The 16,032-nt window shown below is 51.4% G+C and carries 18 protein-coding genes; 8 read left to right on the top strand and 10 right to left on the bottom strand.

Annotated elements, in window-relative coordinates; all coding sequences use genetic code 11:
* Nucleotides 1–168 precede the first annotated feature (168 nt).
* Nucleotides 169–915 (top strand): GNAT family N-acetyltransferase, encoded by a 747-nt coding sequence (locus tag SAR116_RS04500; RefSeq protein WP_013045752.1) that lies wholly within the window; start codon nt 169–171, stop codon nt 913–915.
* Between the two features lie 17 nt (nt 916–932).
* On the opposite strand, the gene SAR116_RS13215 is transcribed toward SAR116_RS04500, so the two are convergent.
* Nucleotides 933–1,403 (bottom strand): phosphatase domain-containing protein, encoded by a 471-nt coding sequence (locus tag SAR116_RS13215; protein ID WP_049757484.1) that lies wholly within the window; start codon nt 1,401–1,403, stop codon nt 933–935.
* A gap of 136 nt (nt 1,404–1,539) precedes the next feature.
* Nucleotides 1,540–3,072, bottom strand: coding sequence for a SulP family inorganic anion transporter (locus SAR116_RS04490; RefSeq protein ID WP_238531192.1), 1,533 nt, complete (start codon nt 3,070–3,072; stop codon nt 1,540–1,542).
* Between the two features lie 277 nt (nt 3,073–3,349).
* Here SAR116_RS04490 and SAR116_RS04485 point away from each other — a divergent pair, with 277 nt between their 5' ends.
* From SAR116_RS04485 to SAR116_RS04460, 6 genes are all read left to right on the top strand, one after another.
* Entirely contained in the window at nt 3,350–4,540 is a 1,191-nt protein-coding gene (locus tag SAR116_RS04485; protein WP_013045749.1) for an acyl-CoA dehydrogenase family protein, read from the top strand.
* A gap of 44 nt (nt 4,541–4,584) precedes the next feature.
* Nucleotides 4,585–5,403 carry an HTD2 family dehydratase gene (locus SAR116_RS04480; protein WP_013045748.1) on the top strand — a complete coding sequence of 273 codons (819 nt, stop codon included), beginning with the start codon at nt 4,585–4,587 and terminating at the stop codon, nt 5,401–5,403.
* A complete protein-coding gene (locus SAR116_RS04475) occupies nt 5,400–6,221 on the top strand; it encodes an HpcH/HpaI aldolase/citrate lyase family protein (protein WP_013045747.1) in 822 nt (273 codons plus the stop codon). The genes SAR116_RS04480 and SAR116_RS04475 overlap by 4 nt, the downstream gene beginning before the upstream one ends.
* Before the next feature lie 22 nt (nt 6,222–6,243).
* Nucleotides 6,244–7,383 (top strand): CaiB/BaiF CoA transferase family protein, encoded by a 1,140-nt coding sequence (locus tag SAR116_RS04470; RefSeq protein WP_013045746.1) that lies wholly within the window; start codon nt 6,244–6,246, stop codon nt 7,381–7,383.
* A 229-nt stretch (nt 7,384–7,612) separates the two neighbouring features.
* Entirely contained in the window at nt 7,613–8,836 is a 1,224-nt protein-coding gene (locus SAR116_RS13210) for a BLUF domain-containing protein (protein WP_049757483.1), read from the top strand.
* Between the two features lie 79 nt (nt 8,837–8,915).
* Nucleotides 8,916–10,166 (top strand): malonyl-CoA decarboxylase, encoded by a 1,251-nt coding sequence (locus tag SAR116_RS04460; protein ID WP_013045744.1) that lies wholly within the window; start codon nt 8,916–8,918, stop codon nt 10,164–10,166.
* 3 nt (nt 10,167–10,169) lie between these two features.
* Here SAR116_RS04460 and SAR116_RS04455 read toward each other — a convergent pair whose 3' ends face one another.
* From SAR116_RS04455 to SAR116_RS04440, 4 genes are read right to left on the bottom strand one after another with little or no spacing between them, the layout of a single operon-like run.
* On the bottom strand, nt 10,170–10,466 hold the full coding sequence (locus SAR116_RS04455) for a gluconate 2-dehydrogenase (RefSeq protein WP_013045743.1): 297 nt from the start codon (nt 10,464–10,466) through the stop codon (nt 10,170–10,172).
* A 4-nt stretch (nt 10,467–10,470) separates the two neighbouring features.
* Nucleotides 10,471–10,686, bottom strand: a complete 216-nt coding sequence (locus tag SAR116_RS04450; RefSeq protein WP_013045742.1) for a hypothetical protein — start codon at nt 10,684–10,686, stop codon at nt 10,471–10,473.
* A gap of 38 nt (nt 10,687–10,724) precedes the next feature.
* A complete protein-coding gene (locus SAR116_RS04445) occupies nt 10,725–11,372 on the bottom strand; it encodes an SEL1-like repeat protein (RefSeq protein ID WP_041861147.1) in 648 nt (215 codons plus the stop codon).
* Between the two features lie 11 nt (nt 11,373–11,383).
* Nucleotides 11,384–11,770: a hypothetical protein gene (locus SAR116_RS04440; RefSeq protein ID WP_013045740.1), complete on the bottom strand. Its 387-nt coding sequence runs from the start codon at nt 11,768–11,770 to the stop codon at nt 11,384–11,386.
* Nucleotides 11,771–11,966: 196 nt separating this feature from the next.
* On the opposite strand from SAR116_RS04440, the gene SAR116_RS13205 reads away from it, so the two are divergent.
* Entirely contained in the window at nt 11,967–12,776 is an 810-nt protein-coding gene (locus tag SAR116_RS13205; protein WP_013045739.1) for a flagellar hook basal-body protein, read from the top strand.
* A gap of 25 nt (nt 12,777–12,801) precedes the next feature.
* Here the strand turns inward: SAR116_RS13205 and SAR116_RS04430 are convergent, their stop codons facing one another.
* The 4 genes from SAR116_RS04430 to SAR116_RS04415 all read right to left on the bottom strand — a co-directional run bounded on the left by SAR116_RS04430 (nt 12,802) and on the right by SAR116_RS04415 (nt 16,009).
* Nucleotides 12,802–13,266 carry a hypothetical protein gene (locus tag SAR116_RS04430; RefSeq protein WP_041860760.1) on the bottom strand — a complete coding sequence of 155 codons (465 nt, stop codon included), beginning with the start codon at nt 13,264–13,266 and terminating at the stop codon, nt 12,802–12,804.
* Nucleotides 13,259–13,984 carry a sigma-70 family RNA polymerase sigma factor gene (locus SAR116_RS04425; RefSeq protein ID WP_013045737.1) on the bottom strand — a complete coding sequence of 242 codons (726 nt, stop codon included), beginning with the start codon at nt 13,982–13,984 and terminating at the stop codon, nt 13,259–13,261. The genes SAR116_RS04430 and SAR116_RS04425 overlap by 8 nt, the downstream gene beginning before the upstream one ends.
* Nucleotides 13,985–13,987: 3 nt before the next feature.
* Complete coding sequence (locus tag SAR116_RS04420) at nt 13,988–14,785, bottom strand: P-loop NTPase (protein WP_013045736.1); 798 nt, start codon at nt 14,783–14,785, stop codon at nt 13,988–13,990.
* A gap of 72 nt (nt 14,786–14,857) precedes the next feature.
* Nucleotides 14,858–16,009, bottom strand: a complete 1,152-nt coding sequence (locus SAR116_RS04415; RefSeq protein WP_013045735.1) for a flagellar biosynthesis protein FlhF — start codon at nt 16,007–16,009, stop codon at nt 14,858–14,860.
* Nucleotides 16,010–16,032: the final 23 nt, after the last annotated feature.

Raw genomic sequence — 16,032 nt, 5'->3', positions numbered from 1 at the left:
ACGTGGCAATTTAACAGCTGTCGGTAATAACAGCAGACAGAAACTCATCAGACCATACGTCTATGGCTGGCTGGTATATCACAGTGGTTAATTCTGCTTATGCTATAAATGTGTTATGGCTGTAACAGGATGATTTCGGTTCATCTAGCCAGAGTAACAGGGGGCATCATGTCCGACATTGATCTTACATCTATCTTGGGGCCAAAAGTACCTAATTGGCAACCGCCGCCATCGCCCTTTGACGCAGGATTTGAAAATACCGGTCTGATAGGTGATCACGTTACGCTTGTGCCGCTTGATGCCGATCTTCACGCTGACGGACTTTTTGCCAGCTTTGCCGAAGATGAAAAAGGCGCCATCTGGCACTATTTGCCCTATGGTCCCTTTGCAACGCTGGCCGATTACAGCGATTATGTGCGGGTCATGACAGCATCAAAGGATGTGTTCTTTTTCGCCATTCAGGATAATGCAACAGGCCGTTTTGTTGGTGTTGCATCCTATTTGCGTATCAATCCAACTGCCGGATCGATTGAGGTTGGGCATCTTTGTTTTGCACCGGCCTTGCAATCGACCATTGGTGCGACCGAAGCGATGTTCATGATGATGCAATGGGCGTTTGAGGCTGGCTATCGCCGTTATGAATGGAAATGTAATGCGCGTAATCTGCGCTCGCGCCGCGCGGCGCAGCGGCTAGGCTTTTCCTATGAAGGCGTGTTCCGTCAGGCATTAGTTGCCAAAGGGCATAATCGCGATACCGCATGGTTTGCAGCCATTGACGCCGAATGGCCAGCGCTGAAACTGGCGTTTACGACGTGGCTTGATATGACTAATTTTGACGCCGAAGGATGCCAGTATAAATCCCTATCCACCCTGACCGCACCCATCCTTGTGGCGCGCGATCCGGCTTTGGACTAACTAGGCTTGTTATAGGTCTAACCCCATCCCCTGACAAAATCTTCCTGTGCTTCTGTTTCGATACTGCCCGGTCGCACCTGCCTGATCGCCGTGATCGCCGCCGCCGTATCAATGCCAAAACGCCCCAGCAAAATAGCTGCCATCATGCCGGTGCGACCCAGTCCGGCCTGACAATGAATCGCTATGTTCTGGCCGGTGCGGATACGCGCTTCCAGATCATCAAGCAACTGGCCAAGTGCTGCGCTCTGGTCACTATGCGGAATGTCATGATCGCGGATCGGAAAGCTGGCTCCTTCAAGTCCGGCCTTGGCAATAATCTCGTCAAGCGCTGTCACCCCCAGCCGCACGCGGTCACCCGCTTCCAGCAATGTCAGAATAACGCCCGCACCTGCCGCCGCCAGTGTTTCAATATCGGTTTTAATATCATCATCATTGGCGATGCCATGCCCCCGCAACCCCGGACAGGACGCCAGCAAAATGGCACCCAAATGACCAGTTTTGGCATGCCTGTCAGAAGGCGTCAGCGCGCCTATATCCAGCTGATTCCAGAATGCGTTGTCGATATGCCTATCCTCCCAAAGACACTTTAAAGGTGACTATGATGGGCAATCAACCTGACTCAGCTTAATGCCCGCCGCCCATAGCACCGATCTTAACCGAATAATCGACCGCAACACCATAGTCCGGATCATCATCACTATCGATAATGATCTGCCCCGCGCGTGACAGCAACTTATGACAGTCACGCGACAGATGCCGTAGCATGATCTGCTTATTGGCGGCGGCATATTTACCGGCAATATCTTCAATTGCCTGCAAGCCTGATTGATCGACAATGCGGGACTCGGCAAAATCGAGGATCACCAGCTTCGGGTCATTAGCAATATCGAACAATTCGATGAAACTGGCGGTTGAACCAAAGAAAAGCGGGCCCCTGATATCATAGACCAGCGCGCCTGTTTCACGCACCGAAGGGCGTGTCGAGGCCTGAATCCGCTTGGCCGCATTCCACGCATAGACCAGCGCCGAAATGATAACCCCGACAATCACCGCGATCGCCAGATCCTTATACACAGTCACCGCTGTCACCAGAATAATAACAAAGGCATCTGCGCGCGGTACCCGCCGCATTATCATCAGTGAATTCCACGCAAAGGTGCCGATTACCACCATGAACATCACCCCGACCAAGGCGGCAAGCGGAATCATTTCAATCAGATCCGACGTAAACAGAATAAAGGCAAGCAGGAACAGCGCGGCGGCAATGCCAGCCAGACGCGTCCGCCCGCCTGATTTCACATTGATCATTGACTGGCCGATCATCGCACAACCGCCCATGCCACCAAAAAAACCGGTAACAAAATTGGCCGCGCCCTGGGCGACGCATTCGCGCGATGCCCCACCACGCTGATTAGTCAGATCACCAACCAGATTCAGCGTCAGCAGACTTTCAATCAGGCCAATCGCCGCCAGAATAAAGGCATAGGGGAAAATAATCTTCAGCGTCTCCATATTCATCGGCACATCTGGCAAGGCAAATTGTGGCAAGCCGCCTGCGACGCTGGCCATATCGCCAACCCGAAACACATTCAGATCGCCAACAATCACGATCAATGTGACCGATGCAATCGCTACCAGCGGTGCTGGAATGGCTTTTGTAATCTTCGGTGTGACCCAGATCATCACCATGGTCACCGCTACCAGCGCCAGCGTCATATAGAGCATGGGTCCAGCCATCCAGCTTGATGTACCATCGGCATTGACGATCTGGAATTGTTGCAGCTGCGCCAGCCCGATCACAATCGCCAGCCCGTTGACAAAGCCCAGCATTACCGGATGCGGCACCATACGGATGAATTTACCCAGCCGGAAAACACCTGCCAGCAACTGCAAAATGCCCATCAGCACGACCGTAGCAAACAGATATTCCGCCCCATGATCCATGACCAATGCGACCATCACCACGGCCAGCGCGCCAGTCGCACCTGAAATCATCCCCGGGCGGCCACCAAATACGGCGGTGATCAAACCGACGATAAAGGCCGCATATAGCCCTACAAGCGGTGCCACGCCAGCAACAAAGGCAAAGGCGATCGCTTCGGGAACCAGCGCCAGAGCGACGGTCAGACCCGATAATATTTCGGTCTTGGCCTGCATCGGGGTGATAGCTGTCTTGGCTGTATTGCTGTCGGATGCAGGCGACGATGGCATGCCGATCATTTTGGCGATGCCATGGAAAAAGGGGTTGGGCATAATATCTCGATTTCGGGTTGGTGGGGCTAGAATGTTGCAGTGACTAGAATATTCCAGAGATATGCCCTGTATCACGCGCTTTGACAACCCGTCACCGCGAACTAGATGCCGTCGCTGACAAAATATGCTATGACTGAGATTGTCACGACGGGTGCAGTCTATTGTTAGAGGAATGAAGCCAATGACGCCCACACAAAATGCCAATAGGCCAGCTGGATTGAATGCGGGGCTTTATGCCGATATACGCGCTGGCATTGCCAAGATATGCGCAGACTTTCCGGGTAGCTACTGGCGCGCGCTTGATGCTGACCGGGCCTATCCCGAGGCGTTTGTCGCGGCCTTGACCAAGGCGGGATATCTGGGATGTCTGATCCCCGAAGCCTATGGTGGTTCGGGACTTGATCTAACGGCGGCGGCGGTTATTCTTGAAGAAATCCACAAACAGGGTGCCAATGCGGCGGCCTGTCATGCGCAGATCTATACGATGGGAACAGTATTACGCCATGGTAGCGATGCGCAGAAACGTGCCTATCTGCCACGCATTGCCGATGGTTCTTTGCGGCTACAGGCCTTTGGCGTTACCGAGCCGACGTCGGGCACCGATACGCTGGCTTTGCAAACCACCGCCCGCCGTGAAGGTGATCGCTATATTATCAATGGCCAGAAAATCTGGACCTCACGCGCTGAACATTCCGATTTGATGCTGTTGCTGGCCCGCACCACGCCGCGCGATGCGGTGACCAAACGCACCGATGGCCTCTCGGTTTTTCTGCTCGATTTGAACAGCCTGCTGGATAAGGGGGTCACGATCCGGCCGATCCGCACGATGATCAATCACGCCACCACCGAGGTGTTTTTTGACAATGTGTCAATTCCGGCAGACGCGCTGATTGGCGACGAAGGCAAGGGCTTTCGCTATATTCTCTCAGGCATGAATGCCGAGCGCATCTTGATCGCGGCTGAATGTATTGGCGATGCCAAATGGTTCATCGACAAGGCCAGCGCCTATGCCAGTGAACGTTCGGTCTTTGGCCAGCCGATCGGCAAGAATCAGGGCGTCCAGTTTCCGCTTGCCAAAGCCTATGCGCATATGATCGCGGCCGAGGCCATCGTCTATCGCGCCGCTGCCTGTTATGACGCTGGCGAGGATCCCGGGGCAGATGCGAATATGGCGAAATTGCTGGCGGCTGATGCGTCTTGGGAAGCAGCCGAGGCCTGTATGCAGACGCATGGCGGCTTTGCCTTTGCCGAGGAATATGACATCGAGCGCAAATTCCGCGAAACGCGGCTGTACCAGATTGCGCCGATTTCGACCAATTTGATTCTGTCCTATATTGCCGAGCGCGTGCTGGGTCTGCCAAAATCCTACTAGCCACGGCCACATCACGCCGTGCCATCATATGAAAGGGGGCTAAGATGAATGTTGATGACTGGATTGGCCATAGCTTTAGCCGCACCGATATTATCACCCCGCGTCTTGTGGCGCATTTTACCGACACCTTCACGCCGCATATTTATGCTCATTCTGATGTGCCGCTGGGTGTGTTCTGGTGCTTATGTCCGGATACGGTGCCAGCTTCGGATGCTGGTGCTGATGGTCATCCCCGCCTTGGCATCTTTTTGCCCGAGATCGGCTATGAACGGCGCATGTGGGCAGGCGGCAGCCTGACCTTTTCTGGCAGTTTCAAAACCGGCGACAATGTCACCAAAACCACGACCATCCGCGATGTTCAGTTCAAACGCGGCCAAAGCGGCAATCTCTGCTTTGTCACTATCGGGCATGATTATCATGTTGCTGATGATCTGATCCTGTCCGAGCGTCAGGATGTTGTCTATCGCGAAACCACCGACAATGCTGCCATGCTGCCGCCTGTCACACCCGATGCTGATACCACGCTTGCCAGATGGCAGGTCACCCCCACCACGCTGATGATGTTTCGCTATTCGGCCTTGACCTTTAACGGCCACCGGATTCATTACGACCAGCCCTATGCCACCGGTGTTGAAGGTTATGATGGCTTGCTTGTGCATGGGCCGATGCAGGCCACGTTGCTGCTCAATCTTGCCGCCACCCATTTAGGCCAGTCGCCAGCAACCTTTTCCTATCGCGGTGTGGCACCGCTTGTGCTGGGTGGAACAATCGATGTTACATTGACCCGCGATGCTAACGATCATCTCGCCGGATCTGTCAGAGCTGCAGACGGTACCGTAACGACAAAGGCAAAGATCACATGACATATATCATTCCCACAGCGATGCTATTTGTGCCGGGAGATCGGTCTGACCGGCTGGCAAAGGCCGCGGCATCAGGTGCCGACGCCATTGTTATGGATCTTGAAGATGCCGTTATCCCCGATAATAAGGCCAGCGCGCGCAAAGTCCTTGCAACGCTATCTGCTTTTGATGTGCCGCTATTCGTGCGTTGTAATGCTACTGACAGTCAATGGTGTGCCGATGATCTGCGTGCCATACGTGACTCGGTCGCCGCGGGTGTGATTGTCCCAAAATCAGAAACCCCCGATCAGATAGAGGCGGTACAGGCTGTTCTTGGCCCCGATGCCTTTATCATTGCGCTTGTCGAAACAGCGCGTGGCATAGCCAATCTTGCTGATATTCTGGCACATCCGGGGGTGGCGGTATGTGCCTTTGGTCATCTGGATTTTGCGCTTGATCTTGGCACCAGTCCGGATTGGGAACCGCTATTATATGCGCGTCATCAGCTTGTCTTGCAATCACGTCTGGCCAATAAGCCAAAGCCGCTTGATGGCGTCAGTGTCGAAATTGATGATATCGATGCGGTCAGCCACGCGGCAAAGCGAGCCCGTGCCATGGGCTTTGGTGGCAAGCTTCTTATTCATCCAAACCATGTGGCTCCCGCTATGGCGGCCTTTGTGCCGGATCAGCAGGCCTATGAATGGGCATGCGCTGCACTTGAACAGTCGCAATCTGGTGCCGCCGTCAAGATGGATGGCCAGATGCTTGATTTGCCCGTCATAAAAAAGGCAAAACAGATAATCCGGGACTATGAAAACCATAATAAAACAAATTCATAGCCTGTTTGATGGAGAGTGACCAATGTCGGAAAAAGAACTTGATGGGTTGTTTGTTGTCAGTATCGAACAGGCGGTTGCTGCCCCCTATGCGTCATGTAAACTTGCCGATGCGGGCGCGCGCGTCGTAAAGATAGAACGCGCCGAGGGTGATTTTGCGCGTAAATATGATGCTGATGCCCGTGGCAATAGCTCGTATTTTGTCTGGCTCAATCGGGGCAAGGAATCATTGCGTCTTGATTTGAAAGATGCCAATGATCTGGCCATGCTCCATCGGATGATTGCCAAGGCGGATATCTTTATCCAGAACTTGATGCCAGGTGCAATTGAACGACTTGGTTTTTCCTCACAAAGCCTGCGCGATACATATCCGCGTCTTATCACCTGTGACATCAGCGGTTATGGATCGACAGGTGAATTGAGCCAGATGAAAGCCTATGATTTTCTGGTACAGGCCGAAGTCGGGCTGGCACAGATTACCGGTGCCCCGCAAGCACCTGGCCGGGTGGGCGTGTCTATATGTGACATTGCCGCCGGCATGACAGCCTATCAGGCTATACTACAGGCCATCATAGCACGCTATAAAACGGGCCTTGGGCGTGGCATTGAGGTTTCATTGTTCGGGGCCTTGGCTGACTGGATGAATGTGCCTTATCTCCAGCATCATTATGGCGGCAAGACCATTGCACGACCGGGGCTGCATCATCCGTCTATCGCCCCTTATGGTGCTTATCAATGTGGTGACGGGCAGGTCATTCTGATCTCGATCCAGAATGAACGCGAATGGAAACATTTATGTACTGGTGTACTGGGTGATACAGCCATCGCCAGCGACCCTCGCTTTCACAGCAATATCGCCCGTGTTGAAAACAGGCCAGCGCTTGATGCGATGATCCTGTCGGTGTTCGCCCGTCATGACAGTGATGCGGTGATTGATTTGCTGGCCAGAGCTGATATTGCCTATGGACGGCTCAACAATCTTGATCAACTGGCCAGTCATCCGCAGTCGCGTTTTGTGACGGTGAAAACCAGCGAAGGTGAGCTTGAATTGCTTGCCCCTGGTGCCACCGTTATGGGCGAATCGCATGGCTTTGGCGCTGTCCCGACGCTGGGTGAACATGATGATACGTTGCGTCGTGAATTTTCTGATAGCAAGGTAAAATAATTTTCAGGTTTTATCCCCGCATTGATTTCACAATAATAGGTAGTAATCCCTTGTTATGAATAAACATTATTCATGCCGTGATCTTGCTGTGCATTTTTGGCACTGCCATGCTACAAAATCAACGCACCTTGAGCTGAATATTTTTCTGTTTTGTAGCAGTTTAGTAACACATCACAAGTTATAGTTTGAAGGTAAAATCTAACATGTGGGTGGTCTTATGGATTTAGGAATGGGGAAGGTTGCAGACTCCTATTCCCGTGCGTGTAAAAACCGTATCGAAGCCATGCTTGATGGCTACATCCATTCGCTAAATGAATTGGCGTCACTCGATACCCTCAAAAATATTTTATATGGTGTGCGGGTTGTTATCGATTATCGCAACCGTCATCTTACCGACTTTGCCGAAGTCCATCTCGAAAATGACCCCAAAGCCAGATTTTTCAGTGTGTCTGTTACCCGATTGGATATTGTCCGTGATGTAAGGCGGGTTATGCGGTCTGCTGGTTTTGACGAGATGAAGTTTGATGAAGATAATATGACTTTATGGATCATCATCAAACGGCCTAGCTATGACCAGCGCCATGAGTTGGCACTTGAAGCCAGCCGATTGGAACGCGCCACCCGTCAGGCCGCGGCAAACGTCAAGCGTGATACATTAGAGCGCTTACGCGCCGCCGTAGATCGTGAATATATCGAAGAATTTGATATCAAACCCACGATGGAAACGATCGAAACGATTTACGCCAGAACCGTCGAACAGATTACGCTAATAACCATCCGGCGTCGCCAACAGATTCTGGGCAGCTTTTTCGTTTTTGAAAGCAAGGAAGATGAACAACTATGGGAAGAGGAAAGAACCACCGCGCATGACAAATTATTCACTATCCATGATATTGATTACAATGTTAAAACTGTTCTGCCCATAAAATCGGGCCCCAAGAAAAAAGTGCCGAAACCTGAAAAGGTGAAACAGATTATTTATGTTTCAAAGCCAACCGATTTCAGTAACGGCATCTTGAAAGATGTTCTGCGGTCTGCTATGGCGAATAATGCCCCCCTGAAAGTGACAGGCTGTCTTATTTGCCGGTCTGATTTCTATCTTCAATTTCTGGAAGGGCCGAAAGAATCCATCGATGCCCTTTACGAAAAAATACTCGTTGATAAACGTCATACGGATATCAAAAGATTGCGTGGAAAGAACGTGAATGGACGTGTTTTCGGCGCATGGGCGATGAAATATGATTTCAACAAAAACTGGATGTGGTCACCAGATCAGGTGAAAAAAGGCGTTCTGCATAAACTCAAAGCTGATGAAGCGCTGGCGATCTTTGAAAAACTTGCCATAAAGGATGCGGAAAAAAAGAAACTGCTTGAAGAAGAACAGGCAGCGATTCTGGCAAAGACAAAACCAGCGACGAAAAAAAAAGCGGCTAATGCGACAGCACAAACATAGCCTAGTCACTACCCAGCTTCATATAGTACATTATGTTTAACCCTGTTAAACAAACGCCATTAAACTGATTAGGGAAAATATGAGCTATTTCGCTGATCTTTTATCGACATTATTCGAACGTGCTTCCAGCCTTGGCAAACTATCAGCGCGGAAACAGGCACCGCTTGATGTGTTATGTCGGGAATTATTGACCAGCAAGGGCGAGGTCTCTGGCGCTACTTTGGCACAAGCCGTTCTGAATGAATATACCGCCCTTGACGATGCGGATAAGCTTGCTTTCTTCTGCCAGCTTCGTGATGAATTTGATCTCAATGCAGATGCCGCAAAAATGGCATTGTCGGTTTACCAGCAAAACCCTGACCAGAAAAACTATGCTACATTCATGCACGCGGTTGACCCACAGCGTCAGGAGCTTATACGCCGCCTTAACCAGGTGCCTGGTGCCACCGCGCAACTTGTGGCCATGCGTCAGGATTTGTTGCGTCTGGCCAAAGACAATCCCGATATTGCTATTATTGATTATGATTTCAAAACGCTGTTTCTAAGCTGGTTTAACCGGGGGTTTCTGGTGATCCGGCCTATCAACTGGGCGAGTCCGGCGCATATCCTTGAAAAAATCATTGCCTATGAAGCGGTGCATGAAATTGATAGCTGGGATGATTTGCGGCGACGTCTGCAACCTGAAGACCGGCGGTGTTTTGCCTTTTTCCATCCTTCAATGCCCGATGAACCCTTGATTTTTGTGCAGGTGGCGTTGACAGATTCGATGGCACATTCAATTCAGGCAATCCTGTCGGATGATCGTGAGGCGATCAGCGCAGATACTGCCACCACCGCTACCTTCTATTCGATCTCTAATTGCCAGCAGGGGTTAGCTGGCATTTCATTCGGTAATTCGCTTATTAAAACCGTTGTGCAGACCTTGTCGCGGGAATTGCCCAGCCTATCGGTATTTGTGACCTTATCACCAATTCCGGGCTTTAAAAGCTGGTGTAATGGCCGTGACCTCCAGACGGATAATCTGGACACGGGTGATTTACGGCGGCTGGTTGCGCATTATCTGCTCAACGCCAAGCGCGCAGATAACCGGCCTCTCGATCCTGTCGCGCGGTTTCATCTCAATAATGGGGCCAGGGTACAGGCGATTCATGGCGACGCTGACATATCACCAAAGGGCAAACAGCAATCGGCAGGTTTGATGGTAAACTATCTATATGATGTGCCACATCTGGCTGATAACCACGAAGCATTTGCTACACATAATAAGGTTGCGGCCTCAAGTGGCGTGCAAAATTTGGCGTCAGAAGCTATAAAACAGTTTCAATTATAAGCTTTATTCACGCTTGCACTGAAAGGTTTTTTGACAGGCCGCAGTTGGGCTATCATTCGAAATTTGCGCAGGTTGCCCGCGGCTTTGCCGTTGATAAATACATTTGGTACCTTGTTCAGGGTCACGTTCGACCTTCATCAGGCGGCAAATTTCCATTTTTGGCACTTCTTTGCTGTCATCACGCGGCACATATGTTTTACCAATCGCAAGGGCAGGGCTGGCAAGGCCAGCCACAAGGCCAGCCACAAGGCCAGCCACAAGGATAGTCGCAATCAGGGTAGTGATGATAGCCTGTGGCATCGTCCTAACCCTCGCTGTTATTGGCCATGTCGATATCATCTTCGGATCCGGGCAGATAGGCCTTGCCTTGAATCGCACGCGCGCCCAGCTTGTCCAGCAAGTCAGGTTTGTCGCTGATAAGACCACGGATTGTATCTTCAATATGCTTTTCGGCAGCCTCGAATGACTCTGCGTCCATCTCGGCAACACCGTCGATGATCCAGTGAACTTTAACCTGCATTTTCGTCTCCTGTTCTGACAGCCATCGGTCATCGAAGGCTAGTTATTGAAGGTCAGCCCTTCAAAAATTGTGCCAGCCTTGACCTGTAGTTTGACGATTTCTTCATCATCGACTTTGCCTTTGGCGTCATCGCGGGCTTCGATGCTACCATCTTCGCCAATGGCGGCGGCAATTGAATACCAGATATAGGCTGTTTCAAAGTCAGCTTCCGCGAGCAATGTCGCATGATAGGACGCAAACTGCATGACCGCAGTGCGGTCGCCAGCATCGATCCGCGTCTGTAATTTGTCACGCAGGCTTTCGCGGGCATCATCCAGTGCTTTTTCGGGTATCATGTCAGCCAGCTCATCGGCCAGCTCGGCTGCTTCTTCAATGCCGCCAAGCACTGCTGACCACGCCCAGATCAAGGCTTGCTGGAAATTTTGTGGGCGGCCTTTTCCAGCATGTAACAGCACTGCCAGATTATATTGGGCATCATGTTGTGAGGCCTCTGCTTGGGCTTCGAAAATACTAATGGCAGCGTCATAATTCTTGCTTTTGACCGCTTGTACCGCGCGGTTAAATGCGGCGTCACTGGTCAGATCGGCATCGCTGGCGGTGGCATTATCCGTTGCTAGGCTGGCTTGTGTGGCCAGCGTCAGCACCAGTATTAGACCAGCCAGAATCCGGGTGCTGTATGTCAACATGCGCCTGACCATTACCGCCCTGCCATCATCACAAGTTGGAGATAGAACACCCGTAGCTTGAATTTGGAATTGGGGCGGCGTTCATATACGACGATGCGTGGCCGGTCGGTGCCTGGTTTTTGGAATTCGATCACCATATTTTCGGGCAGATGCACACCATGGCTGGTCAGCGTGCCTTGCGGGTCGCGTGAAAACTGGTCGTTAAATTCCTTATCGATCCAGATCAGCGCCAGCGCCTTACCCAAAATGTCCGGCAGGCGGTTCTGCACATCTTTGCGGTCACCCAGATGCACATCGCCATTGACCAGACGGAAGCCGCTGCTGTCATTGTCGTTGCGCCGTGCTGGCGGATTGGCTTTCGGCACAGTGATAAGCGCATTTGGTGGATTTGTACTCATGACACCCGAATGAACATATAATCATAATTTAGATAATGCTCATATCATGCCTGAAAATTGTAAAATGGCAACTAATTAAGCGATAGTAAGCCTATCAGCGATGAAAAAAACTATCGGCGTGATAAAAATATCAAAGCTGGTGATTTCGGCACAGAAATTGAATGTAGATGTGTGAAATTAATCAAAGAGGGTCACTATGCTAGCCATAATCAGGTCAGGAATCGCCGCCGCCAACAAGGAAATCGGTGTCATTTCCAACAATATCGCCAATGCCAGCACCAATGGCTTCAAGCGGTCATCCGCCCAGTTTCAGGATATTTATGGCATAGCTGGTGAGAAGCGCGCCGCCGCGCAGGTGGGCAAGGGCACGGTGTTTGACGCATCCCGCCGTAATCATGCGCAAGGGGCGTTCAAGACCAGCGGCAGCGAGCTTGATCTGGCGGTTGCTGGCGAGGGCATGTTTATCGTCGCCCCGCCGAATGCAGGCAATGAGCTACGCTACACGCGCGATGGTTCGATGCGCCTTGATGAGAATGGTTTCATTGTCAATAACGAAGGTCATTTTCTGATTGGCCTTGATGGTGCCCCGTTGCGTTTGCCGTTGCGGCGCAATCCTGCTGAAGATGGCGATGTCGCGGCTGAAGAGCTTCTGACCTCGGTTTCGATTGGCGTTGATGGCCAGATCAAGGCGACATATGCTGGCGCGATGACCCGCGGCAATGGTGCGGTTATCAATCGCGGGACCATTGCTTTGGCACGCTTTCAGAACGAGGCTGATCTGACCTCCAAGGGCAATGGCCAGTTTATCATGAATGCCAAAACCGGCTTGCCGGCGGTTGGCGCCGCTAGCCAGGGCAATTTCGGCGATGTGCTAAGCGGCAATCTTGAAGTTTCAAACGTCAAGATCAATGACGAGTTGACCAGCATGATCCGCGCACAACAGGCTTATTCGGCTTCCTCGCGGATGTTGCAGGCTGACTCTGATATCGTCAAGAAATTCCTTTAATCTTCTTGTCATTCGGCTGATACAGCTATTTCACCGGTATAGTGGCCACTATGCCGGTGATGGCGATGATGGTTTCGCTATCGATGCGCAAATCCCCGTCGAGGCTCACCGCCAACGCATCTTCCAGCGTCAGAACCAGCTCCATCGGGCGGCTACTGGCCCTGCTCATAAAACCTGTAAGCTGGTCAAAATAACGCGCCGATACGGTTACCGTGGCGGTCATAAGTGGACGATCAACAAAAATATGCAGTTGCCCACGCGCTGCGTTCTCGGCTGTCCCGCTGTCATCGGGGGCATCTGCACGGGGCTGGATCGTCACGGCGCATTGGCCACGGGCGATATTCTTCAAATTGCAGTTGATTTTCAGCGTCAGAGCTTCGCTAGACCCATCAAGAGCTGCCCTAGACGCATCCAGCGATATATCGGCCATTTGTACCGACATATTGATCTGGTCGGTTTGGTGCCACATGCTTGCCTTGGCCTCAGCCACTTATGGCTTCCTGTTCATCGATCTGTTCCATATAGCCGCGCAGGCGGGCGATGGCTGCCTTTTTGATCTGCGATACGCGCCCTGTGGTCACATCCAGAATTTCGGCAATCTCATATACATTCAATTCTTCGACATAATAAAGCTGAATAACCAAGGCCTCACGTTCGGGCAGTGTGGTCAGCGCATCTTTCAGAACGTCGCGCAATTCATTGTCGCTTATATTATCTTCTGGGGTATTTTCATTCGACACAAACCAGATTGAAAATTCGTCATACACATTATCCAGCGACTGATGCACATTCGCCTGAAAGGCTTGTTCCCATTCGCGCATTTCTTCGGGGGCTATATCCAGATCACTGGCGACCTCATCAATAGACGGATCACGCCCCAGCTTCTGGCGCAGAATTTCTTCGGATTGTCGTGCCTTTTTTTGCATCTGGATTGTCGTCCGGCACAGATTTGAATTTTTGCGCAGATGATCGACAATACTGCCGCGAATACGGATGCTGGCATAAGAGCTAAAGGTCGCCCCTTCCTGTACCGTATAATTCTGGGCGGCCATGACCAGCCCGTAATAGCCAATCTGCACCAGATCTTCGATTTCGGCGGACGCGTGAACCCGGCCATGAATATGCCATGCGATCTGGCGCACCAGCTCCATATGATCGCGGATCAGGCCTTCAACGTCGGGTTTTTGTTCCGCGTAACCGGATTTCATGGGCTATGCTCCTACCATATTTGGCGTTTTGCTGAAATAGCGAATGCCATTGGATTGGTTGGGGGTGGCGTCCATTACGGCTTTGGACAGGCTTTGCAGCGCCAGATTTTCGGGAAGATTCTTATCACCCAGACTAATCGGACGACGTTCGACAATCGATTTTCTGATCCGGTTTGACAACGGTAAATATCCAGCTAACTCTAACTTTACATCCAGAAAACGGTACACGATGTTTTGGAATTTAGCAAAATGTGCTTGCGCTTGGCCTTTGCCTGTCACCATATTCACGACAATTGAAAAATTCTGCACACCCGCTTCCAGATTGGCCGCCTTGATCAGCGAATAGGCATCAAGAAAGCTTGTCGGCTCACCAACCAGAACCACAACAACGCGGTCGGCCGCCGCCACAAAGGCAATCGAATTATCGGACGCGCCAGCGGGAACATCCGCCACCAGAACATCGGGCTTTGGCTCCAGATTATCCATCAGCCGGATGGTTTCATAGCGGGTTTTCTTGTCCAGATTCAGCATGTCCAGAAGACCACTGCCTCCCGACAGGAAATTCATCCCCAAAGGCCCCGGACAAACCGTATCGGCTAATGGCACACTGCCGCTAATCGCGTCACTGATGTAATTTTGCGGATTTACCCCCAGCAGAATATGGGCGTTGGCCATACCAAAGTCGGCGTCGAGCAAGGTAACCTTTTTCCCCATGCGGGACAGGGTCAGGCTAAGATTGACAGCAATGTTGGTTTTGCCAACGCCGCCTTTACCACTTGCAACTGCAATTGAAGATGCCATGTCAGGATCACTCCGGCTTAGAAAAAACAAAGTTGCCCGTAACGGACAAAAGTAAATACATCAGCGCTTTCATTAGCAGTTCTCTTTTAAATATTGCGCTAATATTGCGTCTGTAGCAATGGCTATTCCGCCAACAATGGACTTTGTCCCTGTCAACAGCCCGATACCATTGCCATGCGTCAGCAGACTGCAAAGCTCTGGCGGGGTGGCTTCGCACTCATCCAGTTTGGTCAGCGCAATGGTTGGTGACAATTGTTTATATAATGCGCACTGATGCGCGATCATCACACTGCTGCTACCGCCTGGAATGGCCTGCACAACGGCAACCCGCGCTGGATCCAGCGCTGCCGTGGCTTTGCGGATCGCGGCTACCGCCTGATCTGGTTGTGCTGATACATCCATAATCATCCGGCGGCTTGTTTCCTTGACCCGGATTGGCAGTTCCGCAAGCGGAAAATCAACCGATGGCATATTCATCAAACGGGCATGATCCTTGATGGTGTCACCTGCCTGTCTTTCGGATGTGACCGTGCCCAGTATCATGTTATTGGCGATACCGGTTTCCTTGCAATGCGCCGCAATTTTGGTTGCCAGCGTTGTCTTGCCGCTACCGCTTGATCCCACCACGCAAATCAGGCGGGCTTCGAACAGATCCTCGGTATTCGGGCGGATCAGTTGGCGTGCCAGTTCGTTCATAAAGCTCAACCGCGCCTTTTCATAAGTTTGGCCTTCAAACGCATGTTGCAATTCGTTCACCACTTCGGGTGAAAATCCGGCCTGACGGAGCTTGATCGTCGTGCTATGCCCCAGTTTTTCGCTAAGACCGTTCTCATCGGTAATCATCATGCCTGTCAGCATCGATTTCAGCATCGCCATATCTTTGCGCATCGCTGCCATATCAGATGGTGATGATTGATCCTCGCTTTGGCTTTTCGCCAATGCTTTCAGGGCAAAATCCGCCGTTATATTGGCATCACCCTGTGGCATGTCCTCGATTGGCTCTTGAACCAGTTTCTGATCGAAAAGCTCGGTAAAGGCAGGGGCTTTCTTGGCCACTTTTGACGGCCTGACCTTGACACGTTGCGCCGCGTCATTCGTCGCGACCATTTCGATCTTGCCATTTCGATTGGCTGTTTCCAGGATCATTGCATCATCTCCGAGCTTCTGGAAAATCTCATCCATTGCAGCTGCGGTATCTGATGCTGATACGGTTATGGTTGCCATTATTTTATCCTTTCATAGTCACA

The organism is Candidatus Puniceispirillum marinum IMCC1322 (genome assembly GCF_000024465.1).
GTDB classification, from domain to species: domain Bacteria; phylum Pseudomonadota; class Alphaproteobacteria; order Puniceispirillales; family Puniceispirillaceae; genus Puniceispirillum; species Puniceispirillum marinum.
Note: the sequence above shows the minus strand (reverse complement) of the source record. Positions and strands in the feature narration are given on the sequence as shown.

Excerpts from the sequence above, each read along its gene's own strand:
- SAR116_RS04500 (WP_013045752.1), top strand. The coding sequence starts at position 169 with ATGTCCGACATTGATCTTACATCTATCTTGGGGCCAAAAGTACCTAAT.
- SAR116_RS04490 (WP_238531192.1), bottom strand. The coding sequence starts at position 3,072 with ATGCAGGCCAAGACCGAAATATTATCGGGTCTGACCGTCGCTCTGGCG.
- SAR116_RS04485 (WP_013045749.1), top strand. The coding sequence starts at position 3,350 with ATGACGCCCACACAAAATGCCAATAGGCCAGCTGGATTGAATGCGGGG.
- SAR116_RS04480 (WP_013045748.1), top strand. The coding sequence starts at position 4,585 with ATGAATGTTGATGACTGGATTGGCCATAGCTTTAGCCGCACCGATATT.
- SAR116_RS04475 (WP_013045747.1), top strand. The coding sequence starts at position 5,400 with ATGACATATATCATTCCCACAGCGATGCTATTTGTGCCGGGAGATCGG.
- SAR116_RS04470 (WP_013045746.1), top strand. The coding sequence starts at position 6,244 with ATGTCGGAAAAAGAACTTGATGGGTTGTTTGTTGTCAGTATCGAACAG.
- SAR116_RS13210 (WP_049757483.1), top strand. The coding sequence starts at position 7,613 with ATGGGGAAGGTTGCAGACTCCTATTCCCGTGCGTGTAAAAACCGTATC.
- SAR116_RS04460 (WP_013045744.1), top strand. The coding sequence starts at position 8,916 with ATGAGCTATTTCGCTGATCTTTTATCGACATTATTCGAACGTGCTTCC.
- SAR116_RS04455 (WP_013045743.1), bottom strand. The coding sequence starts at position 10,466 with ATGCCACAGGCTATCATCACTACCCTGATTGCGACTATCCTTGTGGCT.
- SAR116_RS04450 (WP_013045742.1), bottom strand. The coding sequence starts at position 10,686 with ATGCAGGTTAAAGTTCACTGGATCATCGACGGTGTTGCCGAGATGGAC.
- SAR116_RS04445 (WP_041861147.1), bottom strand. The coding sequence starts at position 11,372 with ATGTTGACATACAGCACCCGGATTCTGGCTGGTCTAATACTGGTGCTG.
- SAR116_RS04440 (WP_013045740.1), bottom strand. The coding sequence starts at position 11,770 with ATGAGTACAAATCCACCAAATGCGCTTATCACTGTGCCGAAAGCCAAT.
- SAR116_RS13205 (WP_013045739.1), top strand. The coding sequence starts at position 11,967 with ATGCTAGCCATAATCAGGTCAGGAATCGCCGCCGCCAACAAGGAAATC.
- SAR116_RS04425 (WP_013045737.1), bottom strand. The coding sequence starts at position 13,984 with ATGAAATCCGGTTACGCGGAACAAAAACCCGACGTTGAAGGCCTGATC.
- SAR116_RS04420 (WP_013045736.1), bottom strand. The coding sequence starts at position 14,785 with ATGGCATCTTCAATTGCAGTTGCAAGTGGTAAAGGCGGCGTTGGCAAA.
- SAR116_RS04415 (WP_013045735.1), bottom strand. The coding sequence starts at position 16,009 with ATGGCAACCATAACCGTATCAGCATCAGATACCGCAGCTGCAATGGAT.